This window comes from Acidocella sp. C78 (assembly GCF_907164655.1).
Genome location: NZ_CAJQZK010000070.1, coordinates 1 through 17,116, shown reverse-complemented (window position 1 = coordinate 17,116; position 17,116 = coordinate 1). Strand labels below are relative to the sequence as shown.

17 protein-coding genes and 1 pseudogene are annotated in these 17,116 nt (G+C 69.3%); 9 read left to right on the top strand and 9 right to left on the bottom strand.

The annotated features are described in order from the left end of the window. The first annotated feature begins 135 nt into the window (after positions 1-135). Complete coding sequence (locus ACIDOCELLA78_RS85625) at positions 136-603, top strand: host attachment protein (protein WP_201728155.1); 468 nt, start codon at positions 136-138, stop codon at positions 601-603. A 10-nt stretch (positions 604-613) separates the two neighbouring features. Here ACIDOCELLA78_RS85625 and ACIDOCELLA78_RS85620 read toward each other — a convergent pair whose 3' ends face one another. Together ACIDOCELLA78_RS85620 and ACIDOCELLA78_RS85615 are read right to left on the bottom strand one after the other, a co-directional pair. Further along, a complete protein-coding gene (locus tag ACIDOCELLA78_RS85620; RefSeq protein WP_201728154.1) occupies positions 614-1,333 on the bottom strand; it encodes a tRNA1(Val) (adenine(37)-N6)-methyltransferase in 720 nt (239 codons plus the stop codon). Then, complete coding sequence (locus ACIDOCELLA78_RS85615; protein WP_201728153.1) at positions 1,330-1,536, bottom strand: DUF2007 domain-containing protein; 207 nt, start codon at positions 1,534-1,536, stop codon at positions 1,330-1,332. The genes ACIDOCELLA78_RS85620 and ACIDOCELLA78_RS85615 overlap by 4 nt, the downstream gene beginning before the upstream one ends. Before the next feature lie 154 nt (positions 1,537-1,690). On the opposite strand from ACIDOCELLA78_RS85615, the gene ACIDOCELLA78_RS85610 reads away from it, so the two are divergent. Then, entirely contained in the window at positions 1,691-2,680 is a 990-nt protein-coding gene (locus tag ACIDOCELLA78_RS85610; protein WP_201728152.1) for a polyprenyl synthetase family protein, read from the top strand. Between the two features lie 24 nt (positions 2,681-2,704). Beyond that, entirely contained in the window at positions 2,705-3,550 is an 846-nt protein-coding gene (locus tag ACIDOCELLA78_RS85605) for an alpha/beta hydrolase (protein ID WP_201728151.1), read from the top strand. An 86-nt stretch (positions 3,551-3,636) separates the two neighbouring features. On the opposite strand, the gene ACIDOCELLA78_RS85600 is transcribed toward ACIDOCELLA78_RS85605, so the two are convergent. Beyond that, on the bottom strand, positions 3,637-4,434 hold the full coding sequence (locus ACIDOCELLA78_RS85600; protein ID WP_249675381.1) for a phospholipase D-like domain-containing protein: 798 nt from the start codon (positions 4,432-4,434) through the stop codon (positions 3,637-3,639). Continuing rightward, positions 4,422-5,039 (bottom strand): phospholipase D-like domain-containing protein, encoded by a 618-nt coding sequence (locus tag ACIDOCELLA78_RS85595; RefSeq protein WP_249675378.1) that lies wholly within the window; start codon positions 5,037-5,039, stop codon positions 4,422-4,424. Before ACIDOCELLA78_RS85595 ends, ACIDOCELLA78_RS85600 begins: the two co-directional genes overlap by 13 nt. Positions 5,040-5,163: 124 nt before the next feature. On the opposite strand from ACIDOCELLA78_RS85595, the gene ACIDOCELLA78_RS85590 reads away from it, so the two are divergent. Further along, entirely contained in the window at positions 5,164-5,772 is a 609-nt protein-coding gene (locus ACIDOCELLA78_RS85590) for an endonuclease/exonuclease/phosphatase family protein (RefSeq protein ID WP_201728150.1), read from the top strand. On the opposite strand, the gene ftsH is transcribed toward ACIDOCELLA78_RS85590, so the two are convergent. Continuing rightward, the gene (ftsH, locus tag ACIDOCELLA78_RS85585) at positions 5,733-7,628 is read right to left on the bottom strand and encodes an ATP-dependent zinc metalloprotease FtsH (protein WP_201728149.1); all 1,896 of its coding nucleotides are present in this window, start codon (positions 7,626-7,628) and stop codon (positions 5,733-5,735) included. The genes ACIDOCELLA78_RS85590 and ftsH overlap by 40 nt on opposite strands. 319 nt (positions 7,629-7,947) lie before the next feature. On the opposite strand from ftsH, the gene ACIDOCELLA78_RS85580 reads away from it, so the two are divergent. Further along, positions 7,948-12,708 carry an NAD-glutamate dehydrogenase domain-containing protein gene (locus ACIDOCELLA78_RS85580; RefSeq protein WP_201728148.1) on the top strand — a complete coding sequence of 1,587 codons (4,761 nt, stop codon included), beginning with the start codon at positions 7,948-7,950 and terminating at the stop codon, positions 12,706-12,708. Positions 12,709-12,726: 18 nt separating this feature from the next. Here the strand turns inward: ACIDOCELLA78_RS85580 and ACIDOCELLA78_RS85575 are convergent, their stop codons facing one another. The 4 genes from ACIDOCELLA78_RS85575 to ACIDOCELLA78_RS85560 form a co-directional block, all read right to left on the bottom strand. After that, positions 12,727-13,278, bottom strand: a complete 552-nt coding sequence (locus tag ACIDOCELLA78_RS85575) for an AMP-binding enzyme (RefSeq protein WP_283770817.1) — start codon at positions 13,276-13,278, stop codon at positions 12,727-12,729. Next, positions 13,179-14,360 (bottom strand): AMP-binding protein, encoded by a 1,182-nt coding sequence (locus tag ACIDOCELLA78_RS85570; protein WP_283770816.1) that lies wholly within the window; start codon positions 14,358-14,360, stop codon positions 13,179-13,181. Before ACIDOCELLA78_RS85570 ends, ACIDOCELLA78_RS85575 begins: the two co-directional genes overlap by 100 nt. An 84-nt stretch (positions 14,361-14,444) precedes the next feature. Continuing rightward, on the bottom strand, positions 14,445-15,155 hold the full coding sequence (locus ACIDOCELLA78_RS85565) for an SDR family NAD(P)-dependent oxidoreductase (RefSeq protein ID WP_201728147.1): 711 nt from the start codon (positions 15,153-15,155) through the stop codon (positions 14,445-14,447). Positions 15,156-15,174: 19 nt separating this feature from the next. Further along, positions 15,175-15,951 carry an SDR family oxidoreductase gene (locus ACIDOCELLA78_RS85560; RefSeq protein WP_201728146.1) on the bottom strand — a complete coding sequence of 259 codons (777 nt, stop codon included), beginning with the start codon at positions 15,949-15,951 and terminating at the stop codon, positions 15,175-15,177. A 173-nt stretch (positions 15,952-16,124) separates the two neighbouring features. On the opposite strand from ACIDOCELLA78_RS85560, the gene ACIDOCELLA78_RS85555 reads away from it, so the two are divergent. The 4 genes and pseudogenes from ACIDOCELLA78_RS85555 to ACIDOCELLA78_RS85540 all read left to right on the top strand — a co-directional run. After that, positions 16,125-16,271 (top strand): hypothetical protein, encoded by a 147-nt coding sequence (locus ACIDOCELLA78_RS85555; protein WP_249675375.1) that lies wholly within the window; start codon positions 16,125-16,127, stop codon positions 16,269-16,271. Positions 16,272-16,293: 22 nt separating this feature from the next. Next, positions 16,294-16,578 carry an acetamidase/formamidase family protein gene (locus ACIDOCELLA78_RS85550; RefSeq protein WP_249675372.1) on the top strand — a complete coding sequence of 95 codons (285 nt, stop codon included), beginning with the start codon at positions 16,294-16,296 and terminating at the stop codon, positions 16,576-16,578. After that, positions 16,575-16,865 carry an acetamidase/formamidase family protein gene (locus ACIDOCELLA78_RS85545; protein WP_249675369.1) on the top strand — a complete coding sequence of 97 codons (291 nt, stop codon included), beginning with the start codon at positions 16,575-16,577 and terminating at the stop codon, positions 16,863-16,865. Before ACIDOCELLA78_RS85550 ends, ACIDOCELLA78_RS85545 begins: the two co-directional genes overlap by 4 nt. Continuing rightward, positions 16,826-17,116 (top strand): annotated as a pseudogene (locus ACIDOCELLA78_RS85540) (acetamidase); the annotation flags it as partial. The gene ACIDOCELLA78_RS85545 and the pseudogene ACIDOCELLA78_RS85540, both read left to right, overlap by 40 nt.

The window sequence follows — 17,116 nt, the reverse complement described above, 5'->3', positions numbered from 1 at the left end:
AGGATGGCGGCCCCACAGGCCGCGCACCGGCTCCTGTCTGCCTGATAAGCTGCGCATCTTCACCCGATCAGACAACTCCCTCAGCCGGCACGTTGGGCTAGGATCGGCCGATCAGATCGTGTGGAGCCCGCCACGATGGCCAGCAGCGAGAATCTCCTGATCGTGATCGCCGATGGCGCGCAGGCCCGGTTCGTGCGGGTCCGCCCTCCCGGCAAGTTCGAGACCGAGCGGCGCTTCGAATCCGTGACCGCGCATCTGCGTTCGTCGGATCTGCGCAGCGATGGCCCCGGCGCCTCGTTTCATACCGGCGCAACGGCGCATCATGCGGTGCAGCCCCGGCATGATCCGCACCAGATGGAAAAGACCGATTTTGCCCGCACCGTCGCCTCTGAACTGAACGCCCTGCCGGAAGGCAGTTTCGGCGGGCTGATCCTGGTGGCGCCAGCCCGCCTTCTGACGACGCTGCGCGATGCGCTCGCTCCGCTGCCGGCGCGCAACCTGATCGGCACGCTGGCGCACGATCTGGTGAAAGTGCCCGACCCGGACCTCTGGCCGCATCTGGAGCCGGTGCTGCCGGCCGGCCTGCATCCCGCGCGGCGATGAGGCCGTGGGCTCAGAGATCGATCGCCGCCCCGTCGCGCAGCACGAGATTGGCGGCTTCGCTGAACCCTTCGCCCTCGTGCAATACGAGTCCCGGAAGCAGCACGGTCGGGCCGCGACCGCCGCGGATGGCCTGGAGGATGAACAGCTTCGCAGGCCGGCCCGGCCGCGGCCAGAGCGGCAGGATGCGCAGGGAGCCGCAGCCGGCGGCGCGGGTGGCCTCGAGTGCCGCGTCGATCGAGGCGGCGGGCAGGATCAGCGACAGGCTCCCCCGCGGGCGCAGCAGGCTTGCGAGAGATGCCGTCCAGGCCGCCAGCAGCCCGCCTGGCGCCTCATAGGCGAGTCGCCGGCCGGGATCGGGCGATGGCGTGTCGGCCGGGGCGCGCCAGGGCGGGTTGGCGAAAGCGTGGTCGAACGGCCCGGCGAGAGGCGGGCAGGTGATGTCGGCGGCAATGACGGCGAGTCCCTCCTGCCCGTTCGCGCGCAGGTTGGCGTGGGCGATGGCGGCCAGCGCAGGGTCACGCTCGATGCCGGCGCCGCATAGTCCCGCTACCCGGTGGGAAAGGCAGAGCAGCCCGGCGCCGGCGCCGGTTCCGGCCTCGATCACCCGCTGGCCGCGCCGCGCCGGCACAACGGCGGCGAGCAGCACGGGCTCGATTCCGCTGCGATGCCCGGTTGCCGGCTGGGCGTATCGGATGCGGCCGGCGAGCAAGGTGCCTTCGGTGCGGGTCATGTCTCGCCGGCTTCGAGCAGAATCCGGCGGGCTTGCGCCGCCTCGTCCGCGGCAACGGCGATCCGGCGCGGAAAGGCGCCGATATTGCCCTCGATCGCGGCGATGTTCTGATCGAGCAACACTGGCGCCAGCCCTGCATCGCGCAGCAGCGCCATCAGGAAATTCAGCCTGATCGTGTCGTTGGACGCTATGATCGTTTCCACGCCGCTCGTCTCCCGCGGGTTGGGGCGGATGACCCGCCGCCTTGACCCCTCAACCTTCCGGCCGATATGCTGTCCGTATCTCAATGGAAACACAAGGTTGACACCGGCTGTGGATGGACTGCTGACGTCGGGACAGGATGCCGGAAACGCGCGCATGCATTCGCATGACGACTCACTGAATCGGCTTGCCTCCGTCCTGCGGGACGATCTGGACGAGACGAACCGGACGATCGTCGCCCGCATGGCGAGCGATGTCCAATTGATCCCGCAACTCGCCGCGCATCTCGTGGCCGCGGGCGGCAAGCGGCTGCGGCCATTGCTCACCCTGGCGGCCGCGCGGCTCTGCGGCTATCGCGGCGAGCGCCATATCCGCCTCGCCGCCTGCGTCGAGTTCATCCACACCGCCACGCTGCTGCATGACGACGTGGTGGACGATAGCGAGCTGCGCCGCGGGCTGGCCAGCGCCAACGCCGTCTTCGGCAACAAGGCCTCGGTGCTGGTGGGCGATTTTCTGTTCGCCCGCGCCTTCGAGCTGATGGTCGAGGATGGCTCGCTGGAGGTGCTGCGGATTCTCTGCAACGCCTCGGCCACCATCGCCGAGGGCGAGGTGCTCCAGCTTTCGACCCAGAACGATCTCGGCACCGACATACCGCGCTATTTCAAGGTGATCGAAGGCAAGACGGCCGCGCTCTTCGCCGCCGCCTGCGAGGTTGGCGGTGTCGTCGCCGGATGCGACCGGGACATCTGCGCGGCACTTTCGGCCTATGGCGCGGCACTCGGCATGGCGTTCCAGCTTGTCGACGACGCGCTGGACTACGCGGCCGATCAGAACGAGCTGGGCAAGACCGTGGGTGACGATTTCCGCGAGGGCAAGCTGACCTATCCGGTTCTGGTCGCCCATGCCGGCGGCGACGACGCCGAGCGCGCGTTCTGGCGGCGGACCATCGAGACCGGCGAGCAGACCGAAACCGATCTCGCCACCGCGCTCGATCTCATCGCCAGGCACGATGCCATCGGGCAGACCCTTCGCGAAGCCGGCGCCTTCGCGCACAAGGCGAAGGCCGCGCTGGCCGCCCTGCCGGACGATCCGCTGCGCGCCCTCATGATGGAGGCGGCGGATTACGCCGTCTCCCGCCATCGCTGACCCTGCTGCCGGGAGAGACAACGCATGACCATGCCGCCCTTGCGCGGGCTCTGCGCCGAATGGGGCCGGATGAGCCGCACCGAGCGCGACCGCGCCTATGACAACACGTCAGCGGTGCCGGAAAGCCCGGCGCTGAACGAGGCGCGGATCGCCGCCTCGCGCGAATACCGCGCCCGCCACGCCACGGCGCTCGACCTGCGTTACGGCCCGCGCGAGCGCAATCTGTGGGACATCTACCCGGCGGAGACGCCCGGAGCGCCGTGCCTCGTGTTCATTCACGGGGGATACTGGCAGCGCAACCGGCGGGAGGATTTCGCCTGCCTCGCCGAGGGCGTGCGCGCGCATGGCTGGTCCTGCGCCCTGCCGGGCTACACGCTCGCGCCGGAGGTCACGCTCGCCGAAATCGTTGCCGAGATCCATCAGGCGCTGGACTGGCTGGCCGCACACGGCGCCGCCCAAGGTGTCACCGGACCGGTGGTGCTTTCGGGCTGGTCGGCCGGCGGGCATCTCGCGGCGATGGGGCTGAACCATCCGCGCGTGACGGCCGGCCTCGCCATTTCCGGCGTGTTCGAGCTTGGGCCGCTGCGCGATACCTATCTCGACGAGAAGCTCCACCTCACCGACGAGCAGGTGGCCGCGCTGTCGCCGCTGCGGCTGCCAGTGGTCGCGAAGCCGCTCGCCATCGCCTATGGAAGCCGGGAACTCGCGGCTTTGGTGAGCGATAGCCGCGACCTGCACGCGTTGCGCGCCGCGAGCCACGCGCCGGGGCCGCTGGTGCCGGTGGCGGGAGCCGATCATTTCACCATCCTGGACGCGCTGCGGCGCCCGGATGGCGAACTGACCCGCACGGCGCTCGGGTTGCTGCCGTAGATCGGTTTGCGATCCTTCCGGATCGGATGTGGGCCTCTATTGTATGCGTTGAAAGCTAGCGCACCGCCCGGCCAGGCGGTCGTCAATCACAGATAGGGCAAAAGCAGCCTCGCCGCCGCGTCACGCAGCGGCGCGAGGCCGGTCGAAGCTGGCACTTGCGGCAACGCCGCCGCGGCGGCGACCTTGCCGTCGATCAGAGCATCGATTTCGGCGCAGAGCCGGGGATCATAGCATTCGACGTCGAACTCGAAATTCAGCCGCAGGCTCCGCGTATCCCAGTTGGAACTGCCGACAAGGCACCAGGCGCCATCGATCGTGACCAGCTTGGCGTGGTTGAAGGGCGCCGCGCCGAGCCGGACATGCGGGCGGATGGCGGGAAAGAAGCGCAGATGGGCGCGCATCGCCCAGTCCATCAGCCTGTGGTCGCTCCGCGCCGGGATCACGATCTGCAGTTCGACCCCGCGCAGCGCCGCCTGGGCGAGGGCGAATTCCAGCCGCGTATCAGGCAGGAAATAGGGGGTGACGATTCTGATCCGGCGCTCGGCGAGGGTCAGCGCGGCTCCAAGGATCGTCTCGAGGTTGAACAGGTCGCCGTCCGGCCCGGAGCGGATGCCGCGCGCGGGGGTTGCGCCGGCGTCCGCGATCTCCGGCCACCATGCCGGGCCGTCCAGCGCCTCGCCGGTGGTGAACAGCCAGTCCTGCGCGAAGCTCGCCATCAACTGCCGGGCAAGTGGTCCCTCGATGCGCAGGTGAACATCGTCCACCCGCTTGCGCGCCTCGCCATGCGCAAGATTCTCGGCGCCGATGTTCAGACCGCCGGTGAAGCCGGCTTCGCCATCGACGATCAACAGCTTCTTGTGATTGCGCAGGTTCAGCAGCGGCATGCGCCAGGGGCCCAGCTATGGAGAAACTTCGCGCATGGCACGCCGGAGCGGCGCAGCGCGCGGAAGGTGGCCGCGCGCAGCCAGCCGCCGCCGACGCCATCAATCAGAACGCGTACCGCGACCCCGCGCGCCTGCGCCGCCGCAAGCGCTGCGATGAAGGCGCGACCGACATCGTCATGGCGGAAGATGTAGGAGGCGAGGGCGATGCTGTGCCGCGCCCCGCCGATCGCATCGAGCATGGCCGGATAGGCCCGGTCCCCGCCATGCAGGATCGCGACGGCATTGCCTTGCCGCACAGGCACGCCGGTGACGCGCTGGCCGACGCGGGCAAGCGCCTGCAGCGGGGGCGGCGCTTCGGGCGGTGCGGCGTCGCCGAAGCGGACGCCGAGGTTTTCGGCTTGCGTGGAGAGGCGCCCCGCGCGGCGGTTGATTCGATTGATACCGAAGGCGAAGTAAAGCGGACCGCCGATGATCGCCGAAAGCCAGGCCACGGCGATCCAGCCGAGCGCCGCCCGCACATCCGCCTTGCGCAGCAGGGCGTGCCGGGTCACCGCGGCGGCGATGCCGATATGGATCGCCAGAGCCAGGAGGATCAGCGGCGGCATCCGCGCCACCCGTCATGGGCTGCCATGCCGACATGCATACACAAGATCGGGGCGTTGCCACCATATCCTGATATGCAACAAGCGGCCGGCGGGTCCTGCCGCGCGGATGACGGGAGACGTGCGGATGCGGTTGATCAGCTGGAACCTGCTTCGCCGGGTCGGCGCCGAGGCCCGCGAGGTCGCGGCGCTGATCGATGAACACAAACCGGATCTCATGCTGATGCAGGAGGCCACCGAATCCATCGCGCAGGTTACCGATCTCTGCGGCGGCTGGTTCTATCGCGCGCCGATGCAGGGGCGGATCTACGGACTCGCGGCATGGAGCCCGGTGCCGCTGATCGAGCCCGGAACGGTGCGGTTGCCCGCTTCGGTGATGCCCGGCCGGGTGCCGCCGCGCCTCGCTCTGGTGGTGGAGGCGGGCGGGATCACGTTTGCCAACGTTCACCTCTCGCACGGCCAGATGCTCAACCGGCTGCAGCTTCGTCATATTGCGCGGCTCATCGATGGCCCGGCGGCGATCCTTGGCGACTACAACGCGGTCGGCCCGATCCGCCTCAGGGGGTTTCGCGATGTCGGGCCGCGCCAGACCACCTGTCGTGCCGGCGAGATGGTGCCGTTCCGGCTCGATCGCTGCATGGTGCGTGGCTTGCACGCGCACGAGACGCGGGTGCTGGCGCGCGGCAGCTCGGACCATCACCCGATCGTGGTGACGCTCGCCGCCGCCTGCGGCTGATCCGGCGCCGGCAGGAAGGGCAGGGCGGAGGGCCGGATCACACGGGCCTCGACGAGCCGCAGTTCGGCGGCGGCGAGCGTTTCGCGGCGGAGCAGATCATCCGCCACCTCGTCGAGCAGGGCGCGGTTCTGCCGCAGGATCAGCCGCGCCGCTTCGAAGGCGGTATCGAGAATGTCCCGCACGGCGGCATCGATCGCATCCGCCGTCCGCTCGCCATACCGGCGCGGTCGGAGATCGCCGGAAGCAGCCCCGCCGAGCCAGGCGCTGCCCGTATCCGTTTCGTAGGCGACCAGCCCCAGCTCCGGCACCATGCCATAGCGCAGCACCATGCTGCGGGCGATTTCGGTGGCCTTGACGAAATCGTCGGCCGCCCCGGTCGAGACCTCGTCGAACACCAGCGATTCGGCGGCGCGCCCGGCCAGCAGCACCGTCATCCGCTGGAACAGCTCCCGCCGGTCCATCAGGTAGCGGTCCTCGAGCGGGCGCTGGATCGTGTAGCCAAGAGCGGCGATCCCGCGCGGGATGATCGAGATCTTCTGCACCGGATCAGCACCCGGCAGCGCCATGGCGACCAGCGCATGGCCGGTTTCGTGATGGGCGACGATGTCCCGCTCATGCGGATTGAGCAGCCGGTTGCGCTTTTCCAGCCCGGCAACGATCCGCTCGATCGCCTGGTTGAAATCCTCCAGCGTCACGGCATCGGCCCGGCGGCGGGTGGCGAGCAGTGCCGCCTCGTTTACGAGATTGGCGAGATCGGCACCGGTGAAGCCCGGCGTCAGCGCCGCGACCTGCTCGATCGAGACATCCGGAGCGAGGGTGATCCGCTTCGCGTGGATGCCCAGTATGGCGATGCGCCCCTTGCGGTCGGGCCGGTCGACCAGCACCTGACGGTCGAACCGGCCGGCGCGCAGCAAGGCTGCGTCGAGAATCTCGGGCCGGTTGGTCGCGGCGAGGAGAACGACGCCGGTACTGCTGTCGAACCCGTCAAGCTCGGTGAGCAACTGGTTCAGCGTCTGCTCCTTCTCGTCGTGCCCGCCGCCGGTGAAGATGCCGCCGCGCGCGCGGCCGAGCGCATCGAGTTCGTCGATGAAGACGATCGCCGGCGCCTGCCGCCGCGCCTGCTCGAACAGGTCGCGCACCCGTGCTGCGCCGACGCCGACGAACATCTCGACGAATTCCGACCCCGAAATCGAGAAGAACGTCACCCCCGCCTCGCCGGCGACGGCGCGGGCCAGCAGCGTCTTGCCGGTGCCGGGTGGGCCGACCAGCAGGATCCCCTTCGGGATGCGCGCGCCGAGCCGCCCGTATTCCTTCGGATCCCGCAGGAAATCGACCACTTCCTGCAACTCGGCCTTCGCCTCGTCGACTCCGGCGACATCGGCGAAGGTCACCTTGATGTCCTTCTCGACATAGATTTTCGCCCGGCTCTTGCCGATCGACATCATGCCGCCAACACCCGAATCCCCCGCCATGCGGCGGATCAGGAACAGCCAGATGAGCCCGAAGAGAAACACCGGCAGAATCCAGCCGAGCGCGCGTTCGATCAGCGTGGGCCCGGGTGTGGCGGCGAAGCTGATGCCCGCGGTCCCGAGCGTCGTTGCCAGTGCGGGATCGACGCGGTTGGTCTCGAAGGTTGCCGGCGTCTTGGGCGCGGGATTGGTGAAACGGCCGGTGATCCGGTCCTGGTCGATCCGCAGGTCGGTCACCCCGCCAGACTTCACCAGTGAGAGAAACGTGCTGTACGGGATCGAGCGAACGTCTGGCGGACGGGCGATGAGGGTCTGGATCAGCAGCACGCCGATCATCGCCGCGATCAGAAACCAGAAATTGATCTTGTGCTCGCGCCTGATGTCCATGTCCGTCGGGCCCTGAAGGTTGCGGCGACAGTCTAGCCCTCCCGGCTCCGCCCGCCTTGAGCCGGATCAAACCGGACATGCGGGGCGAGAGGCAAGCTGCGGGAGACGTGAATTGACAAGCCTCCGGCCGGGATCGACAGTCCTGCGACACGGCGGACGAAGGGAAGCGCGTCATGCTCGAGTCAGCGACGAGTGTCGGCAAGGCTGCGGCGTTGTCCGGTACAAGGAGAACCCAGCGCGCAATTTCGGGTCTGTTCTGCGTGCCGCCGGCATCCTGCCGCGCGCACGCGCGCCGACCGAACCGCGGCGAGGACCGGTCATGAGCCCGGCTGGCAGCGTTTCGGGCAACCAGGACGCAACAGTGGGCGCGCGGCAGGGGCCGGCGCGCGAGGCGCTTCTGGGAGGGGTTGCCGCCGCCATCCGCCGCTTCCTGCACGGGCCGCAGGCGGAGGCGGCCTGCGTCTTCCTCGATCATTACGCGGCGGGGATCGCGACGGCGGATCTCGCGGCGCGACCGGCGGAGGAGGTTGCGGCGGCGGCGCTGTCGCTCTGGTCCTTCGCCCAGGAACGCCGGCCGGGCGAAAGCCGGCTGCGCGTCTTCAACCCGCGTGGTGGCGGCGAGGGCTGGGGCCATGCGAACGCGGTGCTGGAACTGATCAACGACGACCGGCCGTTCCTCGTCGAATCCGCCCTTGCGGTGCTGCAGCGTTTCGATCTGCCCGTGCATGCGCTGGTGCATCCGGTGCTCGCGGTCGAGCGCGACGAGGCCGGGGCGCTGCGTCGCATCGGTGCCGGCGCCGCGGAATCGATGATCCAGGTCGCGTTTGGCCCCGAGACCGATCCGGCCCGGCTGGAGACGATCGGCGGCGAAATCTCCCGCGCGATGGAGGATGCCGCCGCCGCCGTCGCCGATGCCGTCGCCATGAACCGGCACCTCGCCGCGCAACTCGCCGAACTGGCCGAAGGGCCCGAGCGCGACCTGCTGGGCTGGATCGCCGATGACAATTTCATCCTCCTCGGGGTGCGGCAGATCGGCTTCGCGGCTGATCTCGCCCTCGCCCCCGCCGCCGAGGGGCTTGGCGTGCTGCGCGCGCCCGATGTCGCGCTGTTCGACATCCTGCGCGATGCCGGATCGTGGCGCGCGGTGGCGGAGGAGGCGCTCGACCGGTTCGGCCGCGTCGCCGTCGCCAAGGCCGACATCCGCAGCCGCGTGCAGCGGTCCCAGCTCTACGACGTCGTCGTGGTGAAGCGCTGCGACGCGCAGGGTCGGCCGGTCGGTCTCACCCTGTTCGCCGGCCTGTTCGCGCCCGACTCCTACAACCGCAACCCCCGCAGCATTCCGATGCTGCGCGAGAAGGTGGAGCGGATCATGCAGGATTCGGGCGTCGGCCTCTCCGGGCATGACGGCCGGACGCTGCGGCACATTCTCGATACCTGGCCGCGCGACGATCTCTTTCAGGGACCACCGGAAGACATCCTCGCCGCGGCGATGCGGGTGATGGGGCTGCAAGTGCGGCCGGAACTGGCGCTTTTCCTGCGGCGCGATCCGTTCGGGCGCCATGTCTCGGCCATCGTGTTCGTGCCGCGCGACCGGTTCGACACGGCGCTGCGCCTCGCCCTCGCGGAGATGATCAACCGCGCCGTGGGCGGGGAACTCGCCGGCTACGCGACGGCGATGGGCGATGGGCCGCTGGCGCGGGTCAATTTCATCATCGCCGCCGATCCGCAGCGGGCGCGGGCGCTGGATGTCGCCGCACTCGAGGCGGCAATGAAGGAGGCGGCTCGCAGCTTCCGCGAAAGGCTGGCCGATGCGCTGGCCGGCGAGCAGGGCGACATGCTGGCGGCGGCGACGCTGGCCGGCTGGGGTGATGCCTTTCCGCCGGAATATGCCGCCTCGACCCCCGCCCATGTCGCCGTGCGGGATATCGAGGCGGCCTCCGCGGCGCGCGCCTCCGGCCGCTTTCGCCTCGCCCTCGCCCGGCCCTTCGGCATGGCGGAGGACCGGGTGGTTCTCAAGCTCTTCCGGGCTGGCGAGGCGGTGGCGCTGTCCGACATCGTGCCGCTGATCGAAAGCCTCGGCCTGCGGGTGATCGAGGAGGTGCCATATCGCCTTGCGGCGCGTGACGGCGCGGTGATGCTCCAGCGCCTGACGCTGGAGACGGCGGATGGCGCCGTCTTCGACCTTGCCGGACGGGCTGGCGCGGTGCTGGACGCGATCGAGGCGGAATCCGACCAGCGCGTCGAAGTCGACGGGTTCAACCGCCTGATCCTCCGCGCCGGGCTCGACTGGCGCGAGGTCTGGCTGATGCGCGCGATGTTCAAATGGTGCCGCCAGGTGCGCGCCCCCTTCAGCCAGAACGCGGTGGAGGCGGCGCTCGCCGCCAACCCGGCGGCCACCCGCTTGCTGATCGAGCTGTTTCACACCCGCTTCGACCCTGACCGGGTGCGCGAGCCGGAGGCCGAGGCGGCGTTGGATACGCGCTGGCGCGACCTGCTCGATGCGGTCCCCAATCCCGAGGAAGACCGCATTCTGCGCCGCTACCGCCGGCTGCTGGATGCGGTGCTGCGGACCAATTTCCACGATGAAGCGACGCCGGTGATCGCCCTCAAGATCGACAGCGCCCATGCCGGCGACATGCCGCTGCCGCGGCCGATGTTCGAGATCTTCGTGCATGGCGCGCGGATGGAGGGCTGTCATCTGCGCGGCGGCATGATCGCGCGCGGCGGCATCCGCTGGTCGGACCGGCGGGACGATTTCCGCACCGAGATCCTGAGCCTGATGAAGGCGCAGATGGTCAAGAACGTCGTCATCGTGCCGGTCGGCGCCAAGGGCGGATTCGTGCTCAAGCGCCCGCCGGCGCCGAGCGGCGACGCCAATGCCGACCGCGAGGCGTTCATGGCCGAGGGCATCGCCTGCTACCGGCTGCTGATCAACGCGATGCTCGACGTGACGGACAATCTCGAAGGCGGCGCCGTGACCACACCGCCGCGCATCGTCCGGCGCGATGGCGACGATCCCTATCTCGTCGTCGCCGCCGACAAGGGCACCGCGACCTTCAGCGACATCGCCAACGAGATCGCGGTCGCCCGCGGCTTCTGGCTGGGCGATGCCTTCGCCTCCGGCGGTTCTGTCGGCTACGACCACAAGGCGATGGGCATCACCGCGCGCGGCGCCTGGGTGAATATCGCGCGGCATTTCGACGAGCTCGGCCACGACATCCAGAGGGAGGACTTCAGCTGCGCCGGCGTCGGCGACATGTCGGGCGACGTTTTCGGCAACGGGCTGCTGGTCAGCCGCCACACGAAGCTGCTGGCCGCCTTCGATCATCGCCACATCTTCCTCGATCCCGACCCCGATCCGGCGAAAAGCCACGCGGAACGGCAGCGGCTGTTTGGGCTGAAGCGCTCGTCCTGGGCCGATTATGATTCAGCGCTGATCAGCGCGGGCGGCGGGGTGTTTCCGCGCCACGCCAAGACCGTCGAGCTGAGTGCGGCGGCGGCGGCGATGCTTGGGCTCGAAGCCGGTGCGCATGAGCCCGAGCGGGTCATGCGCGCGATCCTCTCCATGCGGGTCGATCTGCTGTATTTCGGCGGCATCGGCACCTATGTGAAGGCGGGGTCCGAAAGCCAGGCCGATGCCGGCGACCGCGCGAACGACGCGATCCGCGTCGATGGCCGGCAGATCCGCGCGCGGGTGATCGGCGAGGGGGCCAATCTCGGCGTCACCCAGGCGGGGCGGATCGAGGCGGCGCAGGCCGGCGTTCGGCTCAACACCGACGCGCTCGACAATTCCGCCGGCGTCTCGACCTCCGACCACGAGGTCAACATCAAGATCCTGCTGGCGAGTGCCATGGAGGCAGGCCGCCTCACGACGCATCAGAGGGTCGATCTGCTCGGCTCGATGACGGACGAGGTGGCCGCCCTGGTGCTCCGCGACAATCACCAGCAATCGCAGGCGATCTCGCTCGATGCGCTTGGCGGCGCCGCCGATCTGCCGGCCCAGAACGCGCTGATGAGCCAGCTGGAAGCGGCCGGCGTGCTCGACCGCGCGGTGGCCGGCCTGCCGGACGCGGTGGCGATGGCGGCGCGCGCGGCCGCTGGCCAGCCGTTGACCCGTCCCGAACTCTGCACGCTGATGGCGCATGCCAAGCTGCATGTCGGCGCTGCGATCGACGCCTCGACGCTGGTCGACGATCCCGCACTCGGCCACCTTCTCGCCGACTATTTTCCGCACACGCTGCGCGAACGCTTCCGCGCCGAGATCGACGGGCACCGGCTGCGCCGCGCGCTGATCGGCACGACGGTGACCAACGAGTTGATCAACCGGATGGGCGCGGCGTCCTTCGGGCGGATCGCGCTCGAATCCGGGCAGGAACCGCCGGCAATCGCCCTCGCGGCACTGGTCGCTGCCGCCGCGTTCGATCTGCCCTCCCGCTGCCACGAGGTCGAGGCGCTGGGCATGGCGGTGCCGGCGGCGCAGCGCCTCGCGATGCTCTTCGCCCTGCGCCGTCTGCAGGAGGCGGCCGCGCGTATCCTGCTGGCCGGCCCGCCCCTGCGCGCGATCGGCGACGAGGTCGAGGCGCTGCGGTCCGGTCTCGCGGAACTCGGCGCCGCTTCCTGTGCGAGGCTCGCGGAATCGGAAGACGTGCGCGCCCTTGTCGCGCATGGGGTGCCGCAGCCGCTCGCCGCCTTCACCGTGGCCCTGCCTGAGCTGATGGTGGCGCCGATCGTGGTCCGGCTCGCCGGCCGGCACGGCCACGCGCCGCAGATGGTGCACATGATCTGGTCCGACGCCGGCGAGGTCTTCATGCTCAACCCGTTGCGCGCGGCGCTTGCCGGTGTCTCGGCCGGTGGCGGCTGGACGACAAGGGCGGTCGGCGCGCTGGCGGATGAGCTGAACGAGATCCAGAGCGCGCTGGTCGAGGCGACGCTGGCTGGCGGCGGCGATCCGGCGTCCCTGCGCTTTACCCTGGGCAATGCCGCCGAAGGTGCCATCGCACTCGCGCACGAAGCCGCCCTGATGCCCGATCTCGCCGCACTGGTGGTCGCCGCCCGCGCGCTGCGCCGGCTGTGCGGCTGAGGCCGGAGGCGGCGCCGCTCAGCCCGTCGCGCTATCCGCCTTGCCGGTCAGGTGGTTGGCGAAGCGGGCGCGCAGCTCGGTCTTGAGCAGCTTGCCGGTCGCGCCATGCGGCAGTTCGTCGACGAAGATCACGTCATCCGGCACCGCCCAGCGCGCCACCTTGCCCTCATAGACCGCGAGCAGTTCCTCGCGGGTGGTGCTCGCGCCCGGCTTCAGCGCGACGATCACCACCGGCCGCTCGTCCCATTTCGGGTGTTTCGCAGCGATCGCCGCGGCCTCGGCGACCGCCGGATGGCTGACCGCGATGTTCTCGATATCGATCGAGCTGATCCATTCGCCGCCCGACTTGATCAGGTCCTTGCTCCGATCGGTGAGGATCACGAATCCGTCGGGGTCGACCATGCCGACATCGCCGGTGGGAAACCAGCCATCCTCGGTCGTGCCTTTCGGCATCCGGTAATAGCCGGTGGTTACCCAATGGCCGCGCAGCTCGATGTCGCCGGCGGTCTCGCCGTCCCACGGCACTTCCTCGGCGCCGCGCCGCGCCCGCAGGTCGATCCCGAACAGCACTCGCCCTGGCTCAGCCGCTGCCGCCGCGCGGTTGCGGCATCGACGCCGGGCACCGGGGTCGCCACCGTGGCGATCGGGCTGCTCTCGGTCATGCCCCAGGCATGGACGATGGTGACGCCCAGCGCGTCATACGCATCGAACAGCGCCTCCGGGCAGGCAGATCCGCCGACGGCCATGCGTTCGAGCGTGGTGAAGCGGGCGCCGGTCTTCTGCACATGGGCGAGCACGCCGAGCCAGACCGTCGGCACGCCGGAGGCGTAGGTCACGCGTTCGGCCTCGATCAGGTCGTAAAGGCTCTGCCCGTCGAGAAAGCGGCCGGGCATCACGAGAGAGGTGCCGGCGGCGGCGGCGGCATAGGGCAGGGACCAGGCGTTGACATGGAACATCGGCACCACCGGCATCAGCCGGTCGGCCGCCTTGAGGCCAATCGCATCCGCCGCGTTCACCGCCATCGCCTTCAGCACGGTGGAACGATGGGTATAGAGCACGCCCTTCGGCCGGCCCGTCGTGCCCGAGGTGTAGCACAGGCCGCTGGCGGTCCGCTCGTCGAAGCGGGGCCAGTCGTAGTCATCGGTTTCGGCGCCGATCAGGCTTTCGTAATCGGCGATTGCCACGCCGGCGGGCAGGGTGATGCAGGGCAGGTCCGCCGCGTCGCAGAGAAACACCACCTGGCGCAGCAATCCCGCCGGCAGCTTGCCGGCAACCTGTTCGACAAGGGACGCGAAATCGGCCTCGGCGAACAGCACGCCATCCTCGGCGTGCTCCAGAATATAGGCGATGTCGTCGGGCGCGAGGCGCGGATTGACGGTGTTGACCACGGCGCCCGAGCCGGAAATCGCGAAATAGAGTTCGACATGCCGATGATTGTTCCAGGCGAGGGTGGCCACGCGGTCACCCGGCCGCACGCCGAGCCGGCCGAGCGCGCGGGCAAGCTGGCGGGCCCGCCGCGCCGTATCCACCCAGCTCTGGCGATGAATGCCGCCGGCGAGGCGCGAGACGATTTCCGCCCGCGGATGATGCCGGGCGGCGTGGACCAGAAAGTCCGAGATCATCAGTTCATGGTGCTGCATCAGGCCCAGCATGGACGGCTCCCGTTCTTTGGTTTCTTTGTGCGCGGAACATGCGTCAAACCATCGGCGCGCGCAATCGCCGGGCGGGACGGACGCTCAGAACCGCTCGACCCACGGCCTGAGTTCAACCTCCCAGGTCCAGGCGCTGCGCGGCTGGTGCAGGACATGGAGATAGGTCTCGGCGATGGCCTCCGGGTCGAGCAGGCTGTCCGGCGCATCCGCCGGCACCGGGCGGCTGGCGGAGCTGATGCCGCCATCGATGACGAAATGCGCGACATGGATGCCCTTCGGCGCGAGTTCCCGCGCCATGCTCTGGGCAAGGCCGCGCAAGGCGAACTTGCCCATCGCGAAGGCGGCCGATTCGGCATAGCCCTTCACGCTGGCCGAGGCGCCGGTGAACAGGATGGCGCCGCTTCCGGCATCCAGCATCCGCCGCGCCGCGCGCTGGCCGACGAGAAAGCCGCCAAAGGCCGAAACCGCGAGGGCGCGCGCAACCGCCTCGGGATCGAGGGTCGCGACCGGGCCGCGCACCCGTCCCGACGCGTTGTAGACGACCACATCCGGCGCACCGCCCTTGGCTTCCACCTGTTCGAACAGCGTGGCGACCGCCGCCGCGTCGGCGGCATCGCAGGCAAAGGATTGCGCCCCGATACCGTCGCAGAGCGGCGCGAGCTTGTCGGGATTCCGCGCGGCGAGTGCAACGCTCATGTCCTGCGCGGTGAAACGTCGGGCGAGGGCGGCGCTCAGCCCGCTGCCGGCGCCGACGATCAGGGCGCGGCGATAATGCCGTCTGGCTTGATCCGTCATGTCATCCAACCTTTCGTTGTCAAACGACGCAGGCGGTGGAAGCGCCGTCCATTGTGATGTTCACGCCCGTCACATAGCTGGCGCGGGGCGAGGCGAGGAACAGCACCGTATTGGCGATGTCCTCCGGCGTCGCCATCCGACCAAGCGGAATCCGGGCGATGCCGCGGGCTCGCGCCTCGTCGACGCTGATCCCGGCGAGCCGCGCATCCGAGGCAAGCCCCTCGGCGACGCGCCCGGTCTCGGTCAGTCCCGGATTGAGGCCGACGACCCGCACCCCCTGTTTCGCATAGGCGGTGGCAAGGCCGGCGGTTGCCAGCATCAGCGCCGCGTTCGCCGCCCCGCCGGCCAGATGCACCGGCGAGGCGATCTTCCCGCCATTGCCGATCACGTTGACGATCACCCCGCCGCCGCGCGCCGCCATCAGCTTCACCAGCGGATCGATCACGTTGATGTAGCTGAAATACTTGGCGTCCATCGCGGCGCGCCAATGGGCTGGGGTCAGCTCGTCGGGCGGGGTGCGCCGCGCCGCGCCGGCGCTGTTGACGAGAATGTCGATCGGGCCGAGTTCGGCCTCGGCCGCCGCCACCATTGCGCCCGCCTGACCAGGATCGCTGAGATCGGCCGCGAAGGCCGCGCCGACCCGCAACGTCGCCCTCGCCGCATCGAGATTGGCCTGCTGGCGCGAGCAGATCGCGACTTCCGCCCCCTCGGCGATGAATGCCGCGGCGCAGGCAAAGCCGATGCCCTTCGAGCCGCCGGTCACCAGCACACGCTTTCCGCTCAGGCCGAGATCCATCGTTTTCTCCTTCGGCAAATTGTTTCGTGACGGCACGGATATGCTGGCGGATGTGGGGTTCCGGGGGCTGGATGCAATTGCGCGGGGCGCGCAAACGCCGCATCATCCGGCCGTTGAGGCGACGGCACTTGCGGCTGGCGGGCGCTGTGTCCGCGCGGCGATGGAGGGGAGACATGGCGAAGGCGACGAACTGGATTGCGAGATCGATCGTGGCGCGGCGGGGCGTCGGCTGGGCCCGCAAGCCGCGCGTCCACCAGCTCACCGAGGACATGCAGGGCCAGTATCACTACACGATCGGCCCTATTCCGAACCGGTGCTGACGGTTGATCCGGGGACCGTATCGTGGTCGAGACCCGCGACGCCTTCGAGGGCGCGATCCGCACCGAGCGCGACAAGCCGAGCCGCCGCCTGCGCATGCCCTTCGTCAATCCGCAGAACGGGCCGATCATGATCGAAGGCGCGGAACCCGGCGATGCGATCGCCGTGCATATCGAACGGATGCGCCCGCGCGGCGAAGATCCGCACGGCACCTGCTGCATGATCCCGCAATTCGGCGCGCTCACCGGCACAGCCCTTACGCAACACTCAATCCGCCGCTGCCCGAAATCACCCGCAAGGTGCCGGTGAACGAGAAGGAGGTGCGCTGGAGCGCGCGCGTCGTGCTGCCCTATGCGCCGCATATCGGCACGCTCTCCACCTCGCCGGAAATCGACAGCATCAACTCGCTGACGCCCGGTTCGCATGGCGGCAACATGGATCTGCCGGACATGGGGCCGGGCAGCATCACCTATCTGCCGGTGCGCTCGCCGGGCGCGCGGCTGTTCATCGGCGATGCCCATGCTGCCAGGGCGATGGCGAGGTGTGCGGCACGGCGGTGGAATACGCCTCGGAAACCACCATCCGTGTCGACCTGATCAAGAACTGGGCGCTCGAATGGCCGCGGCTGGAGCGCGAGGATTTCATCATGGCGATCGGCTCGGCCCGGCCGCTTGAGGATGCGACGCGCATCGCCTATCGCGATCTCGTCTTGTGGCTCGAGGCGGAATACGGGTTCGACCGGTGGGACGCCTACATGATGCTGAGCCAGTGCGGCCGGGTGCGGCTCGGCAATTTCGTCGACCCGAATTACACGGTCGGCGCCGGTATCCTGAAGAAATACATCGAT